This is a genomic window from Caballeronia sp. LjRoot29, from assembly GCF_964252755.1.
In the GTDB taxonomy this organism is placed as follows: Bacteria; Pseudomonadota; Gammaproteobacteria; order Burkholderiales; family Burkholderiaceae; genus Caballeronia.
Genome location: NZ_CAXUPU020000046.1, coordinates 1 through 19767 on the forward strand (window position 1 = coordinate 1; position 19767 = coordinate 19767).

Consider the following 19767-nt stretch of genomic DNA (forward strand, 5'->3'; position numbering starts at 1 on the left):
GCTTAACCCCGGTGAGGTGGTGCATCAACCTACCTTAGCGCCGCACTGGGTAAAAAATGACAACAATATCTCAGTTAGTATCAGCATCAATTACTGCATGAAGTCTATCGAGAAAATTGCAAGAATTTATCAAGCCAATTACTTTCTGCGCAAGATGGGTTTAACGCCTTTACCGCCAGGTCTTTCGCCATTGCGCGACGGTTTGAAGTGGCGAGTCATCTCGACACTGGAACACCGCCACCCAACGACATTTTCGGATGTGGTCCACGCGCCAGTGACCCGATTGAAATCACCGCTGAATGCAGTCCGGCGGCTGGCCAAGCGATAACCGGGCTTGCGAGAGGTCATTACCCTGCTTTTGGCAAACGAAGCGATCTCACGCATCAGCGTGCTGCCCTCGAAATGAATCCCGGCGTGCAACTTAATCAAGCTTGCACGCCGGGAGCCGTCCACCTACATACACCTACGCAACTCTAGGCCCTCGCATGGCTCAAAGATGCGGTCAAAACCTTCTGCTCGCCAACATCGGCTTCAACGCTCTCAGCTGCGGCTCCCTCAAGACGCGCGCGCAGTTGCTTGCCAATAACAGCAGTGCCGGCCGAGCGGAACATCTGGTCATGCAAGCCCGGAACCGGTGTGACTACAAGCTTGCCCGTTACCACCGGTTTCCAACCCAGCTCGTGGGCGAACAAGCGGCCATTAAGCACCTGTGCACTGCGGAAGATCTGGACGTCGCCGTCATACAGAGCCGGACGGTACCGCGTCTGCTGAGCCAGCAGATATTCGATGTACCAGCGATTCTCAGCAATCAAATACTCTGAAGCATTTCCATGAATCAGGCCGAGCTTGAGAGCGAGTTTTGCAAAGCCGAGGAAACGAACGATTCGAAATTGATTGAGGAAGGCGACCATGGAGGTTTCGCCCCGCATGGCCTTGCGGAACTCACGCGGAACGTAGTCCGCACGCACCTGTTGTTTGCGCAACTGCCGATCGTACCAAGGCATCAACTCGCGATACCCAGGGCACCAAGAGTCATTTAGGACGACGAGTTCCACCGTTTCACCTTCGCGCCGCAACTGGTGGGCCGCCTCCACGCACATCGTACCCAGCACGCAGAGCCCCATCAAGATATAGGGGCCGTGCGGCTGGGCCAGTCTGATCAGCCGAACGGCATCCGCGGCGATATCCTGGAAGGCACGCTGCGGAAACTCTCGCGGCTCTCCTTCAGGAATCATGGGGATGTCGATGATGGGCCGATCGCCGACTTGCTGAGCCAGTTCGTAGAGCACGGCCGTGTTGTTGAGCACGATGATGGGCGTTCCTGGCGCATCCTCGTTGAATCGCACGATATTGCGCGCTTTCGCCTCCAGCTCGGCTTGACTCATGAAACCGCTGAGACCGACGCCTCCCCCGACCGTTAGCGTGTCTTTTCCGGTAGCGGGCGCCACTGGCTGTTTCGCTTCAATTTCGACTGTTTCCAGCACGTCGCACCACTTGGCCAGATACCCGTCGACCGTCTCGACATCGTAGAGGTCCGTGTCGCCTTCACAGGAGATGCGCCAGCCTTCTGGGCGCCGCACCATGAAGAAACTCAGGTCGTAGAGCGCGCCCGCGTTGAAGGAGGGCGAAGTCGTCGCAGCAAAATCTCCCCGGCGAACTTCATCGCCGAGACCGACGAAGCTTTGCTGCAGGGCGAAATTCACGGAACACAGCGGCGGCCGATCCACATCAGACACTTCGCCCGCCATCGTCATCATCTCTTCGAACGGCAAGTGCAGATGTTCGATGGCATCGCTCAGCTTGGCACCGCACTGCGCCGTGACAGAGGCAAGCGTGCTGTTCGGAGGAACATCGAGACGAAGGATCACCGTGTTGATCAGCGGTCCGACCACGCCTTCGAGTTCCTGCTGATCGCGCACCGACATCTGCGTGCCCATCGCAACCCTGGTTTGGCCGGCGGCCGGCTGCAGCGCCATCGCGAGGCCGGCAGCGGCCACGCTGAAAGGCGTCACGCCTTGCGCCTTGGCCGCGGCAATCAGGCGGTCGCTAAGCGCGCTCGGCAACAGGATGGAGCGAATGGCGCCCTGGAAGCGCCGCTGCTGCGGCCGGGGACGATCGCCTGGAACATCGAAGCGGCTGAAATCCTGAAGCTCCTGGCGCCAATGCGCGCGAGCGCGATCGAGCGCACCGCTCGCCTGGAACTCTTCCTTCCACAGCGCGTAGTCGCCATGGTGAAGGTCGACCTCGGGGAATTCCGGAGCATGGCCGCCATGTAACGCGGCCAGCCCCTCCACGAGTTCGCGCACAATGATCGCGAAGGACCAGCCATCCATGACAAGCGAATGGAAGGTCAGTTGCAATTCACCTTGCGTCACCGACTTGGGTAACCACACGGCCCGGAAGAAGGAGGGCGACGATAAGTCGAAGGGGGTGCGGGCCTGCTGTCCGCCGATACGCTCGGCTTCGGCCGCGCTCGCCTTTTCCTCCAGACCAGTGAGATCGGCTACGTCAAGCCGGAACGGCACACGGCTCCAGACCTGCTGACGCAGACCCGCACCCGTCACCGCGAAGCCGGTACGCAATACTTCGTGGCGCGCTACCAGTTCGCTAAGCACCTGTTCGATGCTTGCGGCTTTCAGCGGCCCCGACAATTGCAGCCGGAAGGCGATGTTGAGCGCGGAGGCCTGCGGCGACGCCTTCTGCTCATTCCAGAACCGTACCTGACAGGCGCTCGCCGGGAACAGCGCGTAGCCGGCTTCGATCTCAACAGCAGGGGCGATACTCAAGGCTATCGCGTTCATGACTTTAGACTCCCTCTGCGTGTCTGCGCTTGAAGTTGAGAATCGATGGCCTTGCCACCGCATTAGCCTCCATCAACTCGGTCGTCTGGGTGCTGTCAATGCTTGCCGCCAACTGGGCGATCGAAACGTTCTTCATCAGTTGACGGGCATCCACACCCAGTCCGCGTTCGTTCATGCGTGCAACGATGCGGAACAGCTGGAGGCTGTCAGCGCCGAGGCTGAAGAACGGCTGGTCGACGCCTACTTGCTGGAGGCCGAGCACTTCGCCCCAGATCGCTGCAATGGTCGCTTGCGTCGGCGTCATGGCTGCTGGCTGGGAAGGTGCGGCTGGCACTTCGATCAGCGTAGCCGCTGATTCTGCCGATGCTGCAACCGGCGGGACCACCTTGAGCGCCGCATGCTGCTGGCGTGCAGGCGTAGCCACCATATCCGCTGTCGGCATGGGCAGGGCCTTGCGGTCGAGCTTGCCGTTTGCGGTCTGCGGCAACGCGTCGAGCGTCATCCACAGGCTCGGCACCATATACGCCGGCAACTGTTCTGCAATATGTGCCGCGATCGTTCCCAGGTCCGTCTTGTCAGCCGCTTCAACGATGTAACCCACAAGGCGAGGACTGTCGTTGACGGTATGCAAGGCAACAGCAGCCGCTGCAACACCGGGCGCCTTGCGCAAGGCTGCCTCGATATCCTCGATCTCGATGCGAAAGCCGCGCAGCTTGATCTGCTGGTCGCGACGGCCGAGGTGCAGGAGCGAACCGTCCGCAAGCCGCTTTGCAAGATCGCCCGTGCGGTACAGCCGGCGCGGTGCAGCGCCCTCGATAGCAACCTGCTTAAAGGCGGCATCGGTGAGATCGGGGCGGTCGAAATAGCCCTTTGCCAGGCCTTCGCCACCAATCCATAGTTCGCCGGTGACGCCTTCCGGCGCCAGATGCAGGTCGTCGGTCAGCACATGCAGGTCGGTATTGGCAAGCGGAGCGCCGAGCACGACAGCTCCATTCGCAACAACACGCGAAGCGGACGACCAGATCGTGGTTTCGGTCGGGCCATACAGGTTCCACACTTCAGCGCCAGTCGCCAGCAGCTTGTCGGCGAGGTCGCGCGGCAACGGCTCACCGCCGCACAGGATCTTGAAGCCCTTCGGCACCTTGAAGCCGGCCTCGAGCAACATGCTCCAGAGCGATGGCGTCGCTTGCAGAACCGTGGCACCTTCGTCCTTCAGCCGCGTGACGAGCTCGTAGCCGGTGCGCACTTCCGTATGGCCTGCGATGAACGTCTGGCCACCCACGATTAGCGGCAGGAATAGTTCCAGACCGGAGATATCGAAGGAGAACGTGGTGACCGCGACAATGCGATCCCGTGCATCGAAGCCCGGTGCTTGCGCCATCGACAACAAGAAGTTGCTCAGGGCACGGTGACCGATCTCAACGCCCTTCGGCTTGCCCGTCGAACCGGAAGTAAAGATCACGTATGCTGAATCCTTGTCCGACACGACCGGCAGCGTCACGTCTTCGTCGTCGCTTGCGCTTTCAGCAAGCAGCGCGTCCAGTTCCAGCACGCGATGGTCACCCGCTTCCAGCACAGTACGGCTTGCAGCATCGCTGAGGATGGCGGCAATGCCGGCACCATCGAGGATCTGGCGCAGACGTGCTTGCGGCATCGTCATGTCGAGGGGCACATAAGCGCAACCGGCACGCCACACGCCGATCATCGCAGCCACGGTCATGGCCGTGCGGTCCATCGCGATGGCGATACGTCCGCGCGGTGCGATCCCTGCCGCTACGAGCCGGCGGGCGATCTGGTTGGCGCGTGCATCGAGTTCAACATAGGCCAGGGCTTCCGTTTCGTCCGATACGGCCGTCGTATCGGGGGTTTGGTGAGCCTGCGCCGCGATCATCGCCGGAGTTGTCTGCGACAGATCGAACTCACGCTGCGTCGCATTCAGTTCGTCGCGAAGATGGTGAACCTCGCTTTCGTTCATCAGAGGCAGTGCCGCGATAGCCGTTTCCGGATTCTGCGCAATAGCTGCAAGCATGGTTTCGTAGTAGCCGAGCCAGCGCTGCACGGTCGATTCATCGTAGACGTCGGTGTTGTAATCGCAATCCATGCGAAGACCTTCCACCGATTCGATGACGTTCAAGAACAGATCGAAGTTGCTGTAGGCCTTCGCGTTCGGCGTGAAGTGCGTGGCTACGCCTGCCATGTCGAGCTGTTCGTCGACCTTCTCCAGATTGAATTGCAGTTCAGTCAGCGGCAGCCGGTTGAAGTCGCGCTTGATACCAAGGTCACGCACGAGTGCGCCGTAGGTGTAGTTCTGGCGATCACTTGCGTCGAACACGTGGTCCCGTACCGCTTTCATGTGCGCGGCGAAAGGCTTCTCGCGGTCGAACTTGACGCGCAACGGCAGGAAGTTGACGCAGTGCCCGACCAGCAGCGCATCGCCGGCTTGAGACTGGCCTGCCATCGGGGCGGCGATCACGACATCGTCATTGCCGGAGAGGCGGCCAAACAGCACCTGGGCGGCACCAAGCAAGGTGGCAAACAGCGAGCAGCCTTGCTTCGATGAAGCGGTCTTCACCTGCTTGAGAAGAGGCGCGCCAATATGGCGTGTGGTCGAATTGCCGCGGAAGCTCTTCACCTCGGGGCGTGGACGGTCGCCAGGCAGGTCCAGCTGCGGAGCGGGGTCGCGATGCAGGTTCAGCCAGAAGTCGCGCGTTTCTGCGTCGATACCTGCTTCATCCTGCGCCTTGGCGAAAGCGAGGAAGCTCTGCACTTCATCGAGTTCAGCCTTGCTGCCCGAAATCTCGGCCGCGTAGAGGGCGCCCAAATCGCGCAGGACGATGTTGATCGACCAGCCGTCGCAGATGATGTGATGGGCGGTAAATACGAACGCCCACTTCTGCGGCTCCATGCGGACCAGCGCTGCGCTGACCAGCGGAGCACGCGTCAGATCGAAGACTTCGCGTGCTTCGGCATCGATGAAGGTCTGCAATTCGCCTGCTGCATCGGCATGGCCGGACAGGTCGAATTTTTCCAGCGGAACCGTAGTCGACGCGTCGGCGAACATCTTGTCGCCAGAGCGCGAGAACCGGGCGCGCAATGCGTCGTGGCGAGCAACCGTCGCGGCAAAAGCGCGTTCGAAAGCGGCCTCGTTGAAATGACCCGTGAGCTCGAGGGTGAAGGACTCATTGAACACGAGCGATGCTTCGTTTCCCAGCTGAGCCGACATCCAGATTTCCTTCTGCGGCTCGGTGAGCGGAGACTCGGTGAGCGGCTTCGGTTCGGCCGGTGCAGGAATCGACGCTTCCTTGTTGCCGCCAAGAATGCCGACGGCTTGCAGCGCGTCGATACTTGCGATGAACGCATCGCCGATCTTGCGGATGTCTTCATCCGAATGGCTGGTCGTCAGGAAGCAAGGGAAGCCTTCCATGATGTGGATGCCGAGGTAGCGCATGTACGGATAGAACAGGCTGCCCAAGCGGTCTTCGCCCGCGAAGCTGACATAGAACCAGCTCGAGAACGTTTCTGCCCGCGCGGCAATACCGACTTTCTCCAGATGGCCGTTGATGCGCTGCACGAGGCCGTCCATGCGCACGCCGAGCGTTTCCTGAAGCGCGGGACCTGCTTCCTTGAGGTGCAGGAGAACGGCTTTCATCGCGGCCAGCACGACGGGGTGGCGCACGAAAGTACCGGCAAAGAAGGTCGGCGGGACTTCAGGAACCGATGCGTCGCCGAATTGCCATTGGCCGCCGTCGAGCGCATCCATGTACTGCGAGCTGCCGGCGAGGACGCCGACGGGCAAGCCGCCGCCAACCACTTTGCCGTACGTCGCCATGTCGCCCTTGATGCCCCAGTAGCCTTGCATACCGGCTTGATGGACGCGGAAGCCTGTCACAACCTCATCGACGATCAGCGCCGACTCGTTGGCCGCGGTCACATCGCGCAATTGCTGCACGAATTCCTTCGGACGCAGGTTGGGATGGCGCGACTGCACCGGCTCGATCAGGACAGCGGCGATATCGTCAATATTGGCCTTGATCCACTCGAGGCTTTCGGACCGTGCGTACGGCAGCACGACCATGTTGCCCACGGAGTTCTTCGGGATGCCAGGCGCGAGCGGGAAAGCGCGCGGGACGCCCGCTTCGCTGCCCGGCTTGACGAGTACTTCGTCGAACTGGCCGTGATAGTCGCCGTCGAAGCAGACGACTTTGTCCTTGCCGGTCACGGTGCGCGCGAGGCGCATGGCTGCCATCACGGCTTCCGAACCGGTGTTGCAGAACGTGACGCGCTGATGGCCGGTCATATCGGCGAACATCTGGGCGACTTCACCGGCGAGCGGGGACTGCGGTCCGATAGCAAAACCTTCCGCCATCTGCTTGTTGACTGCGTCAACCACGAAATCCGGCGTATGGCCAAACGCGGTCTGGCCGTAGCCATTGACCACATCGACATATTCATTGCCGTCGATATCCCAGATCTTCGAACCCTTGGAACGCTGGGCGACGATCGGATAAACGAGCTCCTTCCATTCTTCGGTGAAGCCGCTGGCGGTACGCGGATCGGCCAGCACACCCCGATACGTTTGCGTACGCGCCTTCGAGGCGGCGGTCTTCGCCGAGTAGCGAGCCGAGAGATCAGCGATGAACGACTTCTGGACATCGGTGGTCGCCGCCGAGGGCGTAGCGCCGGGCTTGTACGCGGTAAAGCGCGACGGACGGTTTTCGTCGAAGTTGATTTGCGGAGCGGTGGACGCCACGGCTGCGGCGACCGGCTTGAGCGCGACGCTCAGAGCCGGGGCCTGGACTGCCGCTGGCGCGCCGCTGAACATCTGCAACTGACGCTCCATCAGGGATTGCATGGCAGCGAGCTGGTCGCGGATCACCGATTGCATGTCGCCCGTAGCCGCAGTAGCGGTCATGACCGGAGCCATCACCGGAGCCGCTGCGCCCGCAACGGCGGCCGGCGCTGCTTCTGCTACGGCAGGCGCAGCTACCGGTGCCGGGTCAGCGGGCAAAGCGCCATCGAGGAACTTCGCCAGCGCGGGCAGCGTCGGATAGTCGCTCATGATCTGCCGGAAGCTGATCGTGACGTCGTAGCGGCGGCGCAACTGGCGGGACACTTGTCCCATGAACAGCGAGTCGTAACCGAGATCCCAGAAGGTCACGTCCGGGTTGGACGTATCCGGCGCCTCGCCGGACATCTCGGTGAGAAGGGCTGCCAGTTCGGCGATGAGGCGCGGGGTACGGTCGATTTGGACGGCTTGGGTCATGGCGGTCTTGGGAGTGTCGGTTATAACGTCGGACGAAGCGGGCGCGGCAAGGGCCGCGGCGGCCGTGGTCGTGGGATTTGAAGAAACAGTTGCAGGCGCATCGATCCAATGCCGTTCCGGTTCGAACGGATAAGCTGGCAGCGAAATACGGCGGGCGCCTTCGGCCTGGACGGTTTTCCAGTCGAGCGTGAGGCCATTCAGCCACAGCCGCCCGGTCGCCTCTGCCAGGACGGAAAGCTCCCGCTCGCGCAGGGCGAAATCAGGCAGAGAGGCGATCGCGCCCACATGCCGGTCTTTCGGCAATCCCTGCATGACAAAAGTCGACAGGGCTCGGCCTGGGCCGATTTCGAGGAACAGCGGCTTGCCTTCTGTCGTCACCGTGGTCAGCGCGTCGTTGAAGCGCACCACGTTGCGGCAATGACTCGCCCAGTAAAGCCCCTGCACCGGCTGATCCATCGCCGCCCACTGCCCGGTCACGGAGGACACGTACGGGATCTTCGGCCGTGAGAAACAAAGGCTGTCTGCAAGCTTGGCAAGCTCGTCCACCACGCCGGACATCATGCGCGAGTGGAAGGCATGCGACGTATGCAGACGCCGATGCTCGATGTCACTCGCCTTCAGCGTGGCCTCGAACGCCTCGATGGCGGCGAACGGGCCCGCCACTACGCTCAGCGAAGGCGCGTTGACCGCGGCCAGGTCGACATCATCGGGAAGGATGGGCAGGAGATCGGCTTCCGACATGCGCACGACCAGCATCGCGCCCGGTTCGGCCGATTGCATCAGTGCACCACGTTGGGCGATCAGGTACAGCGCATCTTCGAAGGAGATCGCTTCAGCCACGCAGGCTGCGACCAGTTCGCCAATGCTGTGGCCGATCATGGCCGTCGGCTTGATGCCGCGCGAGATCCACAGTTGCGCCAGCGCATATTCGACCAGGAACAGCGCCGGTTGCGCGTAGAGCGTCGAGCGAATCGGGTGCGGAGTATCGTCGCCTTCCGGGGCTTCACTCAACAGCAGCGTGCGGATATCCAGGCCGACATGCGGCGCCAGCACATCGGCGCCCTTGTCAATCCACTCGCGATAAACCGGCTCGGTACGATAAAGCGCTGCTCCCATGCCCGGGTATTGCGCACCCTGGCCGGGAAACATAAAGACCACCGCGGGCGCGGCCTGAGGAGCCTGAGCGTCAATGGCTCCCTTTTGAAGCTTCGCCTGGGCCTGATCGAGGCTATCGGCGATGACTACGGCGCGGTGGGTAAAGGAGCGGCGGCCCGTTTGCAGCGTCGCGGCCACATCGCCAAGCGAGAGGGCGGGATGGGCGGCCAGATGGCCGGCAAGATTGGCCTTCGCGCGTTCGAGCGCAGCCGGGCTTCTTGCTGACAGCGGCAATACCTGCATCTGCTCCAGCGGCGCGTCTTGCAACTCACCGGCGGCGTCTGCGCGGTAAGGCGCTTCCTCCAGCACCAGATGAACGTTCGTACCGCCCACGCCGAAGGAACTCACGCCGGCGCGACGCGGTGCCGGACCATCAGCCCAGGGAGTCGCCGCCACGTTGAAGAAGAACGGGCTGTTGACCGAGTCGATGGCCGGGTTCGGCGAATTGAAATGCAGGAGCGGCGGCAAGACACGGTCACGTAGGGCGAGCGACGCAGCGATAAAGCCCGTCACGCCGGCGGCTGCATCAAGGTGGCCAACATTGGCCTTCGCTGAACCGAGCGCACAGAACTGGCCGCCCTCGACGCCACCCAGGCGGAACGCCTGCACGAGGCCGGCGAATTCGATCGGGTCACCAAGCGGTGTCGCCGTACCGTGCGCTTCGATATAGCCAATCGAGGCCGGATCGACGCCGGCTTCGGCGTGCGCGATGGCAATGGCGCGGGCTTGCGCATCTACGCTGGGAGCGGTGAAACCGACCTTGTCGGAGCCGTCGTTGTTGATGCCTACACCACGGATCACGGCATAGATCGGATCCTTGTCGGCGACGGCGTCCTCGAGACGTTTCAGCAAGACAACGCCGGCACCGCTACCAAATATCGTGCCGCTGGCGTTGGCATCGAACGGGCGGCACACGCCATCGGGCGCGCCCATTCCGCCTTCTTCGTAGAAGTAGCCGCGCTTCTGCGGGAACGTGACCGAGACACCGCCGGCCAACGCCATGTCGCAGCGTCCCGAGCGAAGATTCTCTACCGCCAGGCTAATCGCCGTCATCGAGGTCGAGCATGCCGTTTGCACCGACATGGCCGGCCCCGTGAGGCCGAGCTTGTAGGCGGTGCGGGTGGCGACGAAATCACCGGCGCCCACCAGCTTTTGATACTCGCCGATCTGGAACTGGCTCGTGAACTCGTCGATGACGGCGCGATCCGTCAGCACGTGCTTGAGGAAGTAGGTATTCATCGATGTGCCGGCGAACACCCCGACAGCGCCAGCGATTGTCGCCGGATCGTATCCGGCATCTTCGAACGCCTCCCAGGCGATCTCGAGGAACAGTCGTTGTTGCGGATCGGTCAGCGCCGCTTCGCGCGCCAGCATTCCGAAGAAACCGGCATCGAAGCGGTCCACATCGGCGACGATCGGCCGTGCCTTGACGTAACGCGCTTCGCGGCGAGCGTTGTCGTCGAAACTGTCTTCCAGCTCGGCCACATCGAAATGCGTGATGCAATCGCGGCCCGCGAGGATGTTGGCCCAGAGTTCGGAGACATTGCGCGCGCCTGGAAAACGGCCGGACATGCCGATGACGGCGATCGCTCCGCTATCCGTATTACGGCGGCGCTGGACTGACCCTTCCTTCGCCGTATCGAGGGTGCTGTGCAGATGCGTGACCAGCGCCTCGACGTTAGGATGGCGAAACAGATCCACGAGCGCGACTTTGGCAGCCACGTCGCGCACGATGATGGCGTGTGCCCGCATCAGATCCAGCGAGCGCAGTCCAAGGTCAAAGAAATTCGACCGCCGATCGACCGGTTTGCCAAGGAGCTCTTCGAATACGGCCACCAGCTTCCCGGCGATATCGTCGTCCATCGCTTCGGGTTCGGCTGCGACCGCCGCAGGTGCAGGCGCATCGAGTCCTGCGAGCAACGCCTTGCGGTCGACCTTGCCATTCGGCGTCAACGGAAAGGCTGGCAGGACACGCAATTCCGTTGGCACCATGTAGTCGGGCAAAGCAGCCTTGAGATAAGCGCGTATCGCGTCCGGCGAGACGGCGGGGGTTGCTGCATCGGCTTTCACAAAACCGGCGATGGCCTTGCCTCTGCGGCCTTCGAATGCCGCAACGGCCGCGTCGGCCACGCCGGGAGCCGCACGCAACGCATGTTCGATTTCGTCGAGTTCGATACGCTTGCCGGCGATCTTGATCTGACGATCGTTGCGGCCCAGGAAATCGATGGCGCCGTCCGGACGCCGCCGGACCAGGTCACCGGTACGGTAGAGCTTGGTCCCAGGCGTGAACACATTGTCGACGAACTTCTCTGCGGTCAGGTCGGGACGATTCAGGTAGCCGAGCGCAACACCGTCACCGCCGACGACGAGCTCACCCACCTCGCCCTCGGCGACAGGAACAAGCTTGTCATCGACGATATAAACCGCCGTGCCCGCGATAGCGTCGCCGATAGGAATGGCAACGCCGTTCGTCAAAGCGTCGCCGTCGCGGGGAATGCGGTAGCAGCAGGAGAAGGTCGTGTTTTCGGTCGGGCCGTATCCATTGATCACTTGCAGGCCGGCATGGGCGTCCATGACCTTGCGAACATGAACGGGTGACAGCACGTCTCCGCCCGTCAGGACTTCTTTGAGCGGGACGAATGCTTCGAGCCGATAGTCGGCAAGCGCATTGAAGAGACCGGCCGTGAACCAGGCGCTCGTGACGCCGAGTCGCGCAATTTCCGCGGCGACGATGTCAAGCGAAGGCTGAACCTCGTTGATGATGGCCGCGCACCCACCGTTCAGAAGAGGGCCCCAAATTTCCAGCGTGCTTGCATCGAAGGCGAGGGGAGCCAGGTTGAGGAACCGCGTATTCGGCGTCATCTCAGCGAAGCTCTGGCCCTGCACCAGGCGCAGGATCGCGCGATGCGGCACCACTACGCCCTTGGGTTTGCCGGTCGAACCCGAGGTATACATGATGTACGCAGCGTCGTCGCCAGTGGCTGCGTGGAGCGGAGCGACATCGGCCGTCACCGACGACGCCACGATCTCCGCCAGATCGACCACTGCGCCATCCAGATTGCCAACCTTGGCGAGCGCAGCAGCTTCCGCAATGATGAGCTTGGGCGAGCAATCGGCAACGATGAAATCGAGTTGTGCCCGAGGATAGGCCGGATCGAGCGGCACGTAGACGGCGCCCAGCCGCAGGATCGCCAGGATCAGCGCCAGCGTGTCGCGGCTGCGTGGAACCATGATCGCGCAGCGATCGCCTGTTGCCAGCCCCATGCCGCCCAGGACGGTTGCAAGACGGGCCGAACGTTCGCCGAGGGCGGCATAACTTTCTTCACCCGTCGCGTCGATCACAGCGAGATTATTGCGAAATGCCGCGCATACGGCGTCGAAGCGCATTGCCACGCCAGGTATTTCACCTGGGCCGTTCGGCAAATCGGCCGTAAACCCATCTCTGTTCGACATGTGTTGCTCTCCAATATTTTAGAATTTGGCCCTGTACTGAGCTGCATCCCCGACAAGCGCGCAGCTAGCAAAATGACGGTGGCCGTTCACGGGAAAGCGCAAACAGCACGAAGCTGTGCGCGCCCGGCCCGTTCCTCGAACGTGAAATTTGCCGTAAGTGAAAGTTAATCGCCTGTGACTTAACTATCCGTTCGTCGTCGCACACACCAACGATGCAACGGCATTTCATCGCAACGAGTTCGCGCGTTAAAAGCGTGTCGGGCGCTTTTACTCAATTATTAAAATGGCGGGAGAGCGCAAGCACGCCTTATCCGGGGGGCTCGGACGAGCAACGGAGTTAAATCGCGCTAGATTGCGCAAGCAGATGCATCAAGCCGCATGCTCCGAACTTGCGTGCCGAATAGGAAGCCGGACCGACAGCAACACGTAACGTCCGCTTATCTCCGGCTGACTTGAAGAATGGGTAGGTACTTACTTACCCTATATGCGCGATTGATTCGCGCGATTTACGTTCGGTGCTACGCATTAGCAACTGCATTTTGCCGATAAGCTGTGTTTCAGCATTGCGCTGTGCATGGAGCGCTGAGCGCCGTTAACAATCCGCTCTTCACTTCATTTCGAGAATCGACCAGTCTGTACGTCGGGCAGCCACCGCTCCCGCGCAGGTCGGGCTGGATGACAGGGCGCGAATGCACCAATGCAAGGCTTCCTCCGCGTCGCCGCCAACGGCGCGGGGCGTCGTATCACCGCGGATTGAAAGATCGAATTCGAAATGGGTGGGTGGCAGGATGAAGCCAGTGCCGAGCGCTTTCAAGCAGGCCTCTTTGCGAGCCCAGCTTTCGAAGAAGACTTCTTGTCGTTCTGCATTCGGCAACGCACTGAACTGCGCGCGTTCCTGATTGGAGAATACTTGCAGCGGCATACCCTCTTCGATCGGGCGGACTTGTTCTACATCGATGCCAACTTCGAAGCCGCTCGAAATAGCGAGAACAGCCACATTCTCGCTGTGGCTGAGATTGAAACAGATACCGCGTTCAGGAGGCTGGTTTGCGCAAAACGGTTTGCCATCCGAACCATAGCCAATATCGACTTCGCTCGGTGATAACCCGAGATAGCGGCTGAGGAGTCGCTTGAGTTCGCCCCGGCCCATGACGAAGCGACGGCGATGCCGTTCGAAGCGAAATTTGTGGGCGCGCTCTTGCTCTTGCGTCGATAGCGTTTCCCAGTAACTACTAAAATCGCCGCCGCAGAGATCGAGGTCCCACTGCCAGACATGCACTTGCTGCGTGGAGGGCGGTGTGAGGAGAGAAAAGGACATTAAATGCCTGGATGCGACCGAATGACGGGGTGCCGGTGACGGGGACTGGTGAGGGGCTTACCGATTCTACAGGATCAAAACGGGTCATCAAAAGCCGTGAGAGCGCTGCAGCGCCGCAGACGCTGCGGACGATGCCGACCCCTGCGTATATAAACGTATAGGCGTCGCTGCACGATCGGCTTAGGATCGTTATTGGCAGTGAACATATCAGCAAAGCACTTCGTCACCCGGGGGGGGAATTTCTGACGGACCCTGATCGTTTATATAGTCAAAGCTGATCAGCGATCAGAGCTGCGGCAGTTCGCATGTGGGCCATCGAACAGTGCCGTACTGCGTGCAGCAGTCTAATAATGGCGGGACGAAGAGGCGGGCAGGGCAAGTGGTCCGAAATCGATCCCACAAACGAGCGTAAAAGCGAATGAAAATATTGATAGCCAATACCTTATATAGCCCCGACATGGTCGGAGGGGCGGAGATATCGACGCAAATACTGGCGGAGGGGCTGGTCGCGTCGGGCGCCGAAGTATGCGTCGTCTGCGCAACGGGTACGGGCGTTGATCGCATCAGCGAACTGAATGGCGTGAAGATTTATCGTCTGCGTCTTAATAATTTTTATTGGCCCCATAATTCAACGAAGCATTCGCGGATCATGAAAATGATCTGGCACGCAGTCGACGTCCATAACGTTCTGATGGCGCTCAAATTAAAAAGAATCATCCAACGAGAAAAGCCGGATATCGTCAGTACGAGCAATCTGGCGTGCCTTTCCATCGGCATATGGCGTTTATCGAAGCAAGCCGGTGTGCCGATTGTTCACACGGCGCGCGACTACTACCTAATGTGCCCCTCATCGAAGATGCTCTCGCACAACAAATCATGCGAGCGGCAGTGCGGGGTGTGCGCGCGCTATACCGGACCGAAGAGAACTGCATCGCAGCGTGTGGATGCGGTTATCGGCGTGAGCCGGTTCGTGCTGCAGAAGCATATCGACAGCGGATATTTCGCGAACGCCTCCACAACGGGCGTGATCAACGACTGCTATCTGCCGATGCAGGGTGAATTGCCCCCAGTAGCGTCGAACATAGCCCGCGAAGGCGTCGTTCGACTCGGCGTGCTTGGGCGCGTATCACCCGAGAAAGGCATAGAAGTGCTTCTCGACCAGTTGTGCCGGGACTCGTCGCTGAACTGGACATTGACGATTGGCGGCAGCGGTGACGCAGCCTATCTCGCCACATTGAAGAGCACGTTTAACGATCCGCGCATCCACTTCGCGGGCCACGTCGTGCCGGCGGAATTTCTTCGACGCATCGATATTCTTGTGGTGCCGTCGAAATGGAATGAGCCGTTCGGCCGTGTCACGGTCGAGGCTTACTCGCACGGTGTCCCCGTCGTTGGCGCGAACACCGGCGGGATCCCCGAGGTGATCGAGCCGAGCTCGAATCTGATCTTCGACATCGATCAGCCGCATACGGTGATCGACAAGATTCACGAGGCTGTTCGGTTATTACGCGATCCTCAGACACCAACGCGTTTTCGCGACTATGCGCAGACCTTCAGCCCGAAGGCCATGGTCGACGCTTATCTGGAAGTGTATAAAAACGCGCTGAAAGTAAGGCCGTGCCCCATTGCAGCAACGCAACGGAAAGTCACGTCATAGGTCGTTCATCAAGGCTTGATCAAACGGTCGTCCAGAGAGATGGCGGACGGTGCGGCCGCATCACGTGCCCTAGACTCCAGCATCGGCTTTTTCCCTGACGGCGGCGCGTTTCGGGCGCACGTTCAACGCCCTGCGGCTTTTCACGCGCAGCGCGTTGAACTGTGCATGGCCGGCGGCGGTGTTGTCGAAGATGCACCAGACTTCGTGCGCTTTTTTCGCCCGGTCATGGAGCGTGAGCGCGAGGGCATCGAGGTAGGGATACTCATAGGACGACTGGTACATCTCCGGCGAACCATGCAGCCGGAAATACACCAGCGATGTATCCGCCCGATACCTGATCGCACAATCAGCGGGTTGCGGATCGGCATCGACGTAAGCGATCTTCTTCGACTTGAGCATCGTGGCGGCGGCTTTCGAGAACCAGCTCTCGTGGCGCGCTTCCAGTGCGATCGGAATGTCCGTGCGTTCGCGCATCGATGTAAAAAACGACTTGGCGATATCGGGATCGAACGACAGGCTCGGCGGCAGTTGCACGAGCCAGCAGCCAAGCGTACTGCCCAATTGAGTCGCGGCTTCCAGGAAAGCGTCGAGCAGCGCCTCGCAATCAACGAGGCGTGCGTCGTGTGTAATGGCCTTCGGGATCTTCACCGAAAAGCGAAACGTGGCGGGCACGCTGTCACGCCAGCGCGCATATGTTTCTGCCCGATGCGGCCGATAAAAACTCGAGTTGATTTCGACACAGGTGAGCACCTGCGAATAGCGGGCGAGATGAGTGCCTTCGCCGGGGAAATGTTCCGCGACCGCGTCCGTGAGACCCCAGCCGGCACAGCCGATCCGTACAGGCCCGACGCTGTGCTTGAGTGGGGGGAGCGATGGTTTGCGCAGCGGCATGTGTCAGTCTCGCTCCAGGAAAATATCAGTGACGGGCTTCGCCCGGTATGACCGGTGGTGCATCTGCTTGTGTATCGATGACCACGGTTGGCGTCTCGTCGTCATCGTTCGAACGCGCCCAGAAAAACCGGTCCGGCAAATAAGCGCCCATGCCGGGTCTGAACGCAGCGCGCGTCGCCTGGAACACATATTCCTGAGCTTCGCGCGCGGCTTCCGCGGGTTCCTGACCGTTGGCGAGCAACGCGGCGATGGCGGAGCCGAGCGTGTCGGTAATGCCCATCATGCGATGCTCGGTTCGGTCCCATGTATCTTGGCGGATCTGGCCTTCCTCACTGTAAAGCGTATTCACATGCCGGTGCGTGCCTGTTTCCGTCGCCAGGATGTACTCGCAACCTTGCGACAGCAAATGCGAGATCGCAGCGTCGAGCGTGGGCGCTTCGGCGTCGCCATCGGGCTGTGCGAGCTGCAGGAGCGTGGCGTGATCCGCAACGAGCATGGTGGTTTGCGGCACCAGCAAATCTGCCATCGATTCGCGCAATTCGTCCGCCGCCAGCACATGTTCGTCGTCGAGCGTGAAATCAGGTGCGAGGATCAGCGGCACGTCGTCGTAATCGGCGACCACTTCGGCAATTGCGCTGACCACTTCCGCACGCGTCGCCGCGCCAATCTTGAAGGCCGCCACCGGCATATCTTCCAGCAACATGCGGGCCTGAGTGCTGACGGTATCGGGATCAAGCCCGGTGACTTCGTCGCAGGTCGCGGAGTCGCGCACGGTGTAGCCGGTCAGCACAGTGAGCCCGTGGCAGCCCATGCTGGCGAGGGTCAGCAGGTCTGCCTGCAAGCCGGAGCCGCCCGTGGGATCGGACAGGCCAAAGGTGAGAACAATAGGAGGGGTGTCGCTGGGCATCGGATTATTCGTGGTTTCAATCTAATCGGCTATTCAAGCGGCCGGACAATGAGTCGGCGCAAACGGCACGATTATGCGGCCTAAAGTCACGCGGGCACATGAGATGGGCTTTTTTTCGCGCCGAAGTCAGGCGAAATAGTATGTGGGAACCAGTGAAACGAAAGTCCGATACTTGCTGGAAGGGCGACACGGGCTGCACGGCGCTCAATTGAGTGGTTCAGGCGGCAAAGCTGACAAACTCCAGACGAAACGGGAAAGAAACCGAAAAGAAGCCGAAAAGAAGCCGAAAAGAAGCCGAAAAGAAGCCGAAAAGAAGCCGAAAAGAAGCCGAAAAACCGGTCCGAATCCTGACCGATCAGCCAGCGCTGGCGCATTGCTAGGCATGGCGCCGCCAAACCGGTACCATCATGCACTCATTTAACCGATTGCCCGACGCGACATAAGTATGGAATACAGAAGCTGGATGTGCCTGATTTGCGGCTGGATTTACGACGAAGAAGCGGGATTGCCCGAAGAAGGAATTGCGCCGGGCACTCGCTGGGAAGACGTTCCAATTAACTGGACGTGTCCCGAATGCGGCGCACGCAAGGAAGACTTCGAAATGGTCCAAATCTGAGCAAAAAGGCTCGGACGTCGTGCAAGGAACGCGCCGCATGGATGGGATGCCTTCATGCGGCGCGCCTTGTTTACGTGCCTCACGTGCCGGGCGTCGTGAAGGTTTTGATTCGTTTTGCAGATCGCAACGTGCAGGATGGTCGGTCAGACCAAAGATGGACCACTGAGCAGGAACGCTCGGCGAGCGAGTTGGCGCGACCGGCTCGACTTTTCCGGCGTGTGTCCGGGTTTTATCGCCAGAGGGGATGCGGCGGCATGCATCCCCTCTGGCGGCAATGCGCCCGGGTTCGATCAAGATCCATCCGATGCCTGGGGCTTGGCGCCGCGCATCGGCTCGTGAGCGTTCCATGACAACTCAATCCGGTTTGAGCAACACGTTCCAGGCATTGCCCAATCCGCGCGGTGGGGCTGTGCGGATTGCGGAGATGGCGCTGACCGACGCGCTGCACGCATTCATGCGCGATGGCGACACGCTCGGCGTCCTGCGCCGCGGGATTGGCGCGTTGCAGTCGGCGGGCTGGCTGCCCGCGCAGCGGTTCGGCGAGATCCTGGTGCTCGTGTCGCCACTGGCCGGGCTGAGCGACAAGAATCGCAACCAATTTGCCGAAGCGCTGCGTGACTTCAGCGCGGCGGTCGAGCGCCGCAATCTGCGGGAGCTTGCGTGCTCCACCCTTTTGTTCGAGCATTATCGCGGGCTGCATGCGCTGATGGCCGCACATACCCGCGCAGCACCCGTTTCCTTCGATGACCTCGCGCTCGCCGGCCGCGCCATTGCGCCGGCGACGCTGCGCGCCATTTCCCCGGAGCGCCTTGCTCGCGTGCGGGCGCACTACGAACGTGCGTTGCTGATCCTGCTGCGTTCGAAGCCGGGCGAGTTGAAGGGAGAGGCGGAGATCGTTTCCATCCTCGACGCCTGCCTAGCCGATCTCGCCGGCCCCGATCCTTACGATTTCTGGCGTCTGGCGATTGGGGTGATCGAAGCATTGCGTTTGCAGCCGGATCCCGACACCGCCGCAGACGCACGTCGGCTGTACGCGCGTTTCAATCTGGTTCTGGCCGATCAGGCGCACGGTTTGTCGCATGCGCCCAAGTCGCTGGTGCGCGCCGCCCTCGCGCTGCTGTGGCGCGATTACGCGTTATACGGCGCGTCAGCGGAGGATTCCGATCAAGTCGATGTATTGCGCGACTACGGCTTGACCGTGGATTGGCACGTTGCCGCGTCGCAATCGTCCGAGGACGCGTGGGAGCGCAATGCGGAGCAGGCGCGCGATGCTCCCACGCGGGACCTGGGCGTATTGCGTGTGAACGCGGTGGCGTACGAGGACTTCCTGACGAGCGCCGAGCCGGCTATCGGCGCGTTGATCGAGCATGGGATGTCGGCGCGGGAAGCGAGCCGTATCGATGTACCGGCGGCGCTCAAGGCTGCCGACGCGGCATATCGGCTGGGTGCGGCGGCCTGCGCGTTAGGGCTGGGCCATGTCGCGTTGCTTGCCGATACGCTCGGGCTCGCCTGGCGCCGGATTGCGTACGAGGCACAGACGACGCCGGAGGGCTCACCGCTCGATGCATCGATTCCCGAGAAGGCCGCCCAGGCGCTCGGGGCAATGTTGCATCAGGCTGCGGCGGGCATTGCGCCATCGGAAGGCGGGGCGTCGGTGGCGGCACTGACCGCGATGATCGAAAGAGGCATGGCTGTCGCGCGATAGA

At 61.1% G+C, this 19767-nt stretch carries 8 protein-coding genes and 1 pseudogene; 4 read left to right on the top strand and 5 right to left on the bottom strand.

What is annotated here, in order from left to right:
• Nucleotides 1–328: pseudogene (locus tag ACSQ83_RS32125) on the top strand (cupin-like domain-containing protein); the annotation flags it as partial.
• Between the two features lie 145 nt (nt 329–473).
• Here ACSQ83_RS32125 and ACSQ83_RS32130 read toward each other — a convergent pair.
• The 3 genes from ACSQ83_RS32130 to ACSQ83_RS32140 form a co-directional block, all read right to left on the bottom strand.
• Entirely contained in the window at nt 474–2801 is a 2328-nt protein-coding gene (locus tag ACSQ83_RS32130; RefSeq protein ID WP_436230889.1) for a condensation domain-containing protein, read from the bottom strand.
• A 4-nt stretch (nt 2802–2805) separates the two neighbouring features.
• Nucleotides 2806–12672 (bottom strand): amino acid adenylation domain-containing protein, encoded by a 9867-nt coding sequence (locus ACSQ83_RS32135; protein ID WP_436230890.1) that lies wholly within the window; start codon nt 12670–12672, stop codon nt 2806–2808.
• A 607-nt stretch (nt 12673–13279) separates the two neighbouring features.
• Complete coding sequence (locus ACSQ83_RS32140; protein ID WP_436230891.1) at nt 13280–13990, bottom strand: 4'-phosphopantetheinyl transferase family protein; 711 nt, start codon at nt 13988–13990, stop codon at nt 13280–13282.
• Between the two features lie 418 nt (nt 13991–14408).
• Here ACSQ83_RS32140 and ACSQ83_RS32145 point away from each other — a divergent pair, with 418 nt between their 5' ends.
• Entirely contained in the window at nt 14409–15647 is a 1239-nt protein-coding gene (locus ACSQ83_RS32145; RefSeq protein ID WP_436230892.1) for a glycosyltransferase family 4 protein, read from the top strand.
• Nucleotides 15648–15716: 69 nt separating this feature from the next.
• On the opposite strand, the gene ACSQ83_RS32150 is transcribed toward ACSQ83_RS32145, so the two are convergent.
• Complete coding sequence (locus tag ACSQ83_RS32150) at nt 15717–16538, bottom strand: DUF72 domain-containing protein (protein WP_436230893.1); 822 nt, start codon at nt 16536–16538, stop codon at nt 15717–15719.
• A gap of 25 nt (nt 16539–16563) precedes the next feature.
• Nucleotides 16564–17445: a bifunctional hydroxymethylpyrimidine kinase/phosphomethylpyrimidine kinase gene (gene thiD, locus ACSQ83_RS32155; RefSeq protein ID WP_436230894.1), complete on the bottom strand. Its 882-nt coding sequence runs from the start codon at nt 17443–17445 to the stop codon at nt 16564–16566.
• Between the two features lie 445 nt (nt 17446–17890).
• Between thiD and ACSQ83_RS32160 the strand changes: the two genes are divergently transcribed.
• Both ACSQ83_RS32160 and ACSQ83_RS32165 read left to right on the top strand, forming a co-directional pair.
• Nucleotides 17891–18061, top strand: a complete 171-nt coding sequence (locus tag ACSQ83_RS32160; protein ID WP_025527884.1) for a rubredoxin — start codon at nt 17891–17893, stop codon at nt 18059–18061.
• Nucleotides 18062–18407: 346 nt separating this feature from the next.
• Entirely contained in the window at nt 18408–19766 is a 1359-nt protein-coding gene (locus ACSQ83_RS32165) for a hypothetical protein (protein WP_436230895.1), read from the top strand.
• Nucleotide 19767 lies beyond the last annotated feature (1 nt).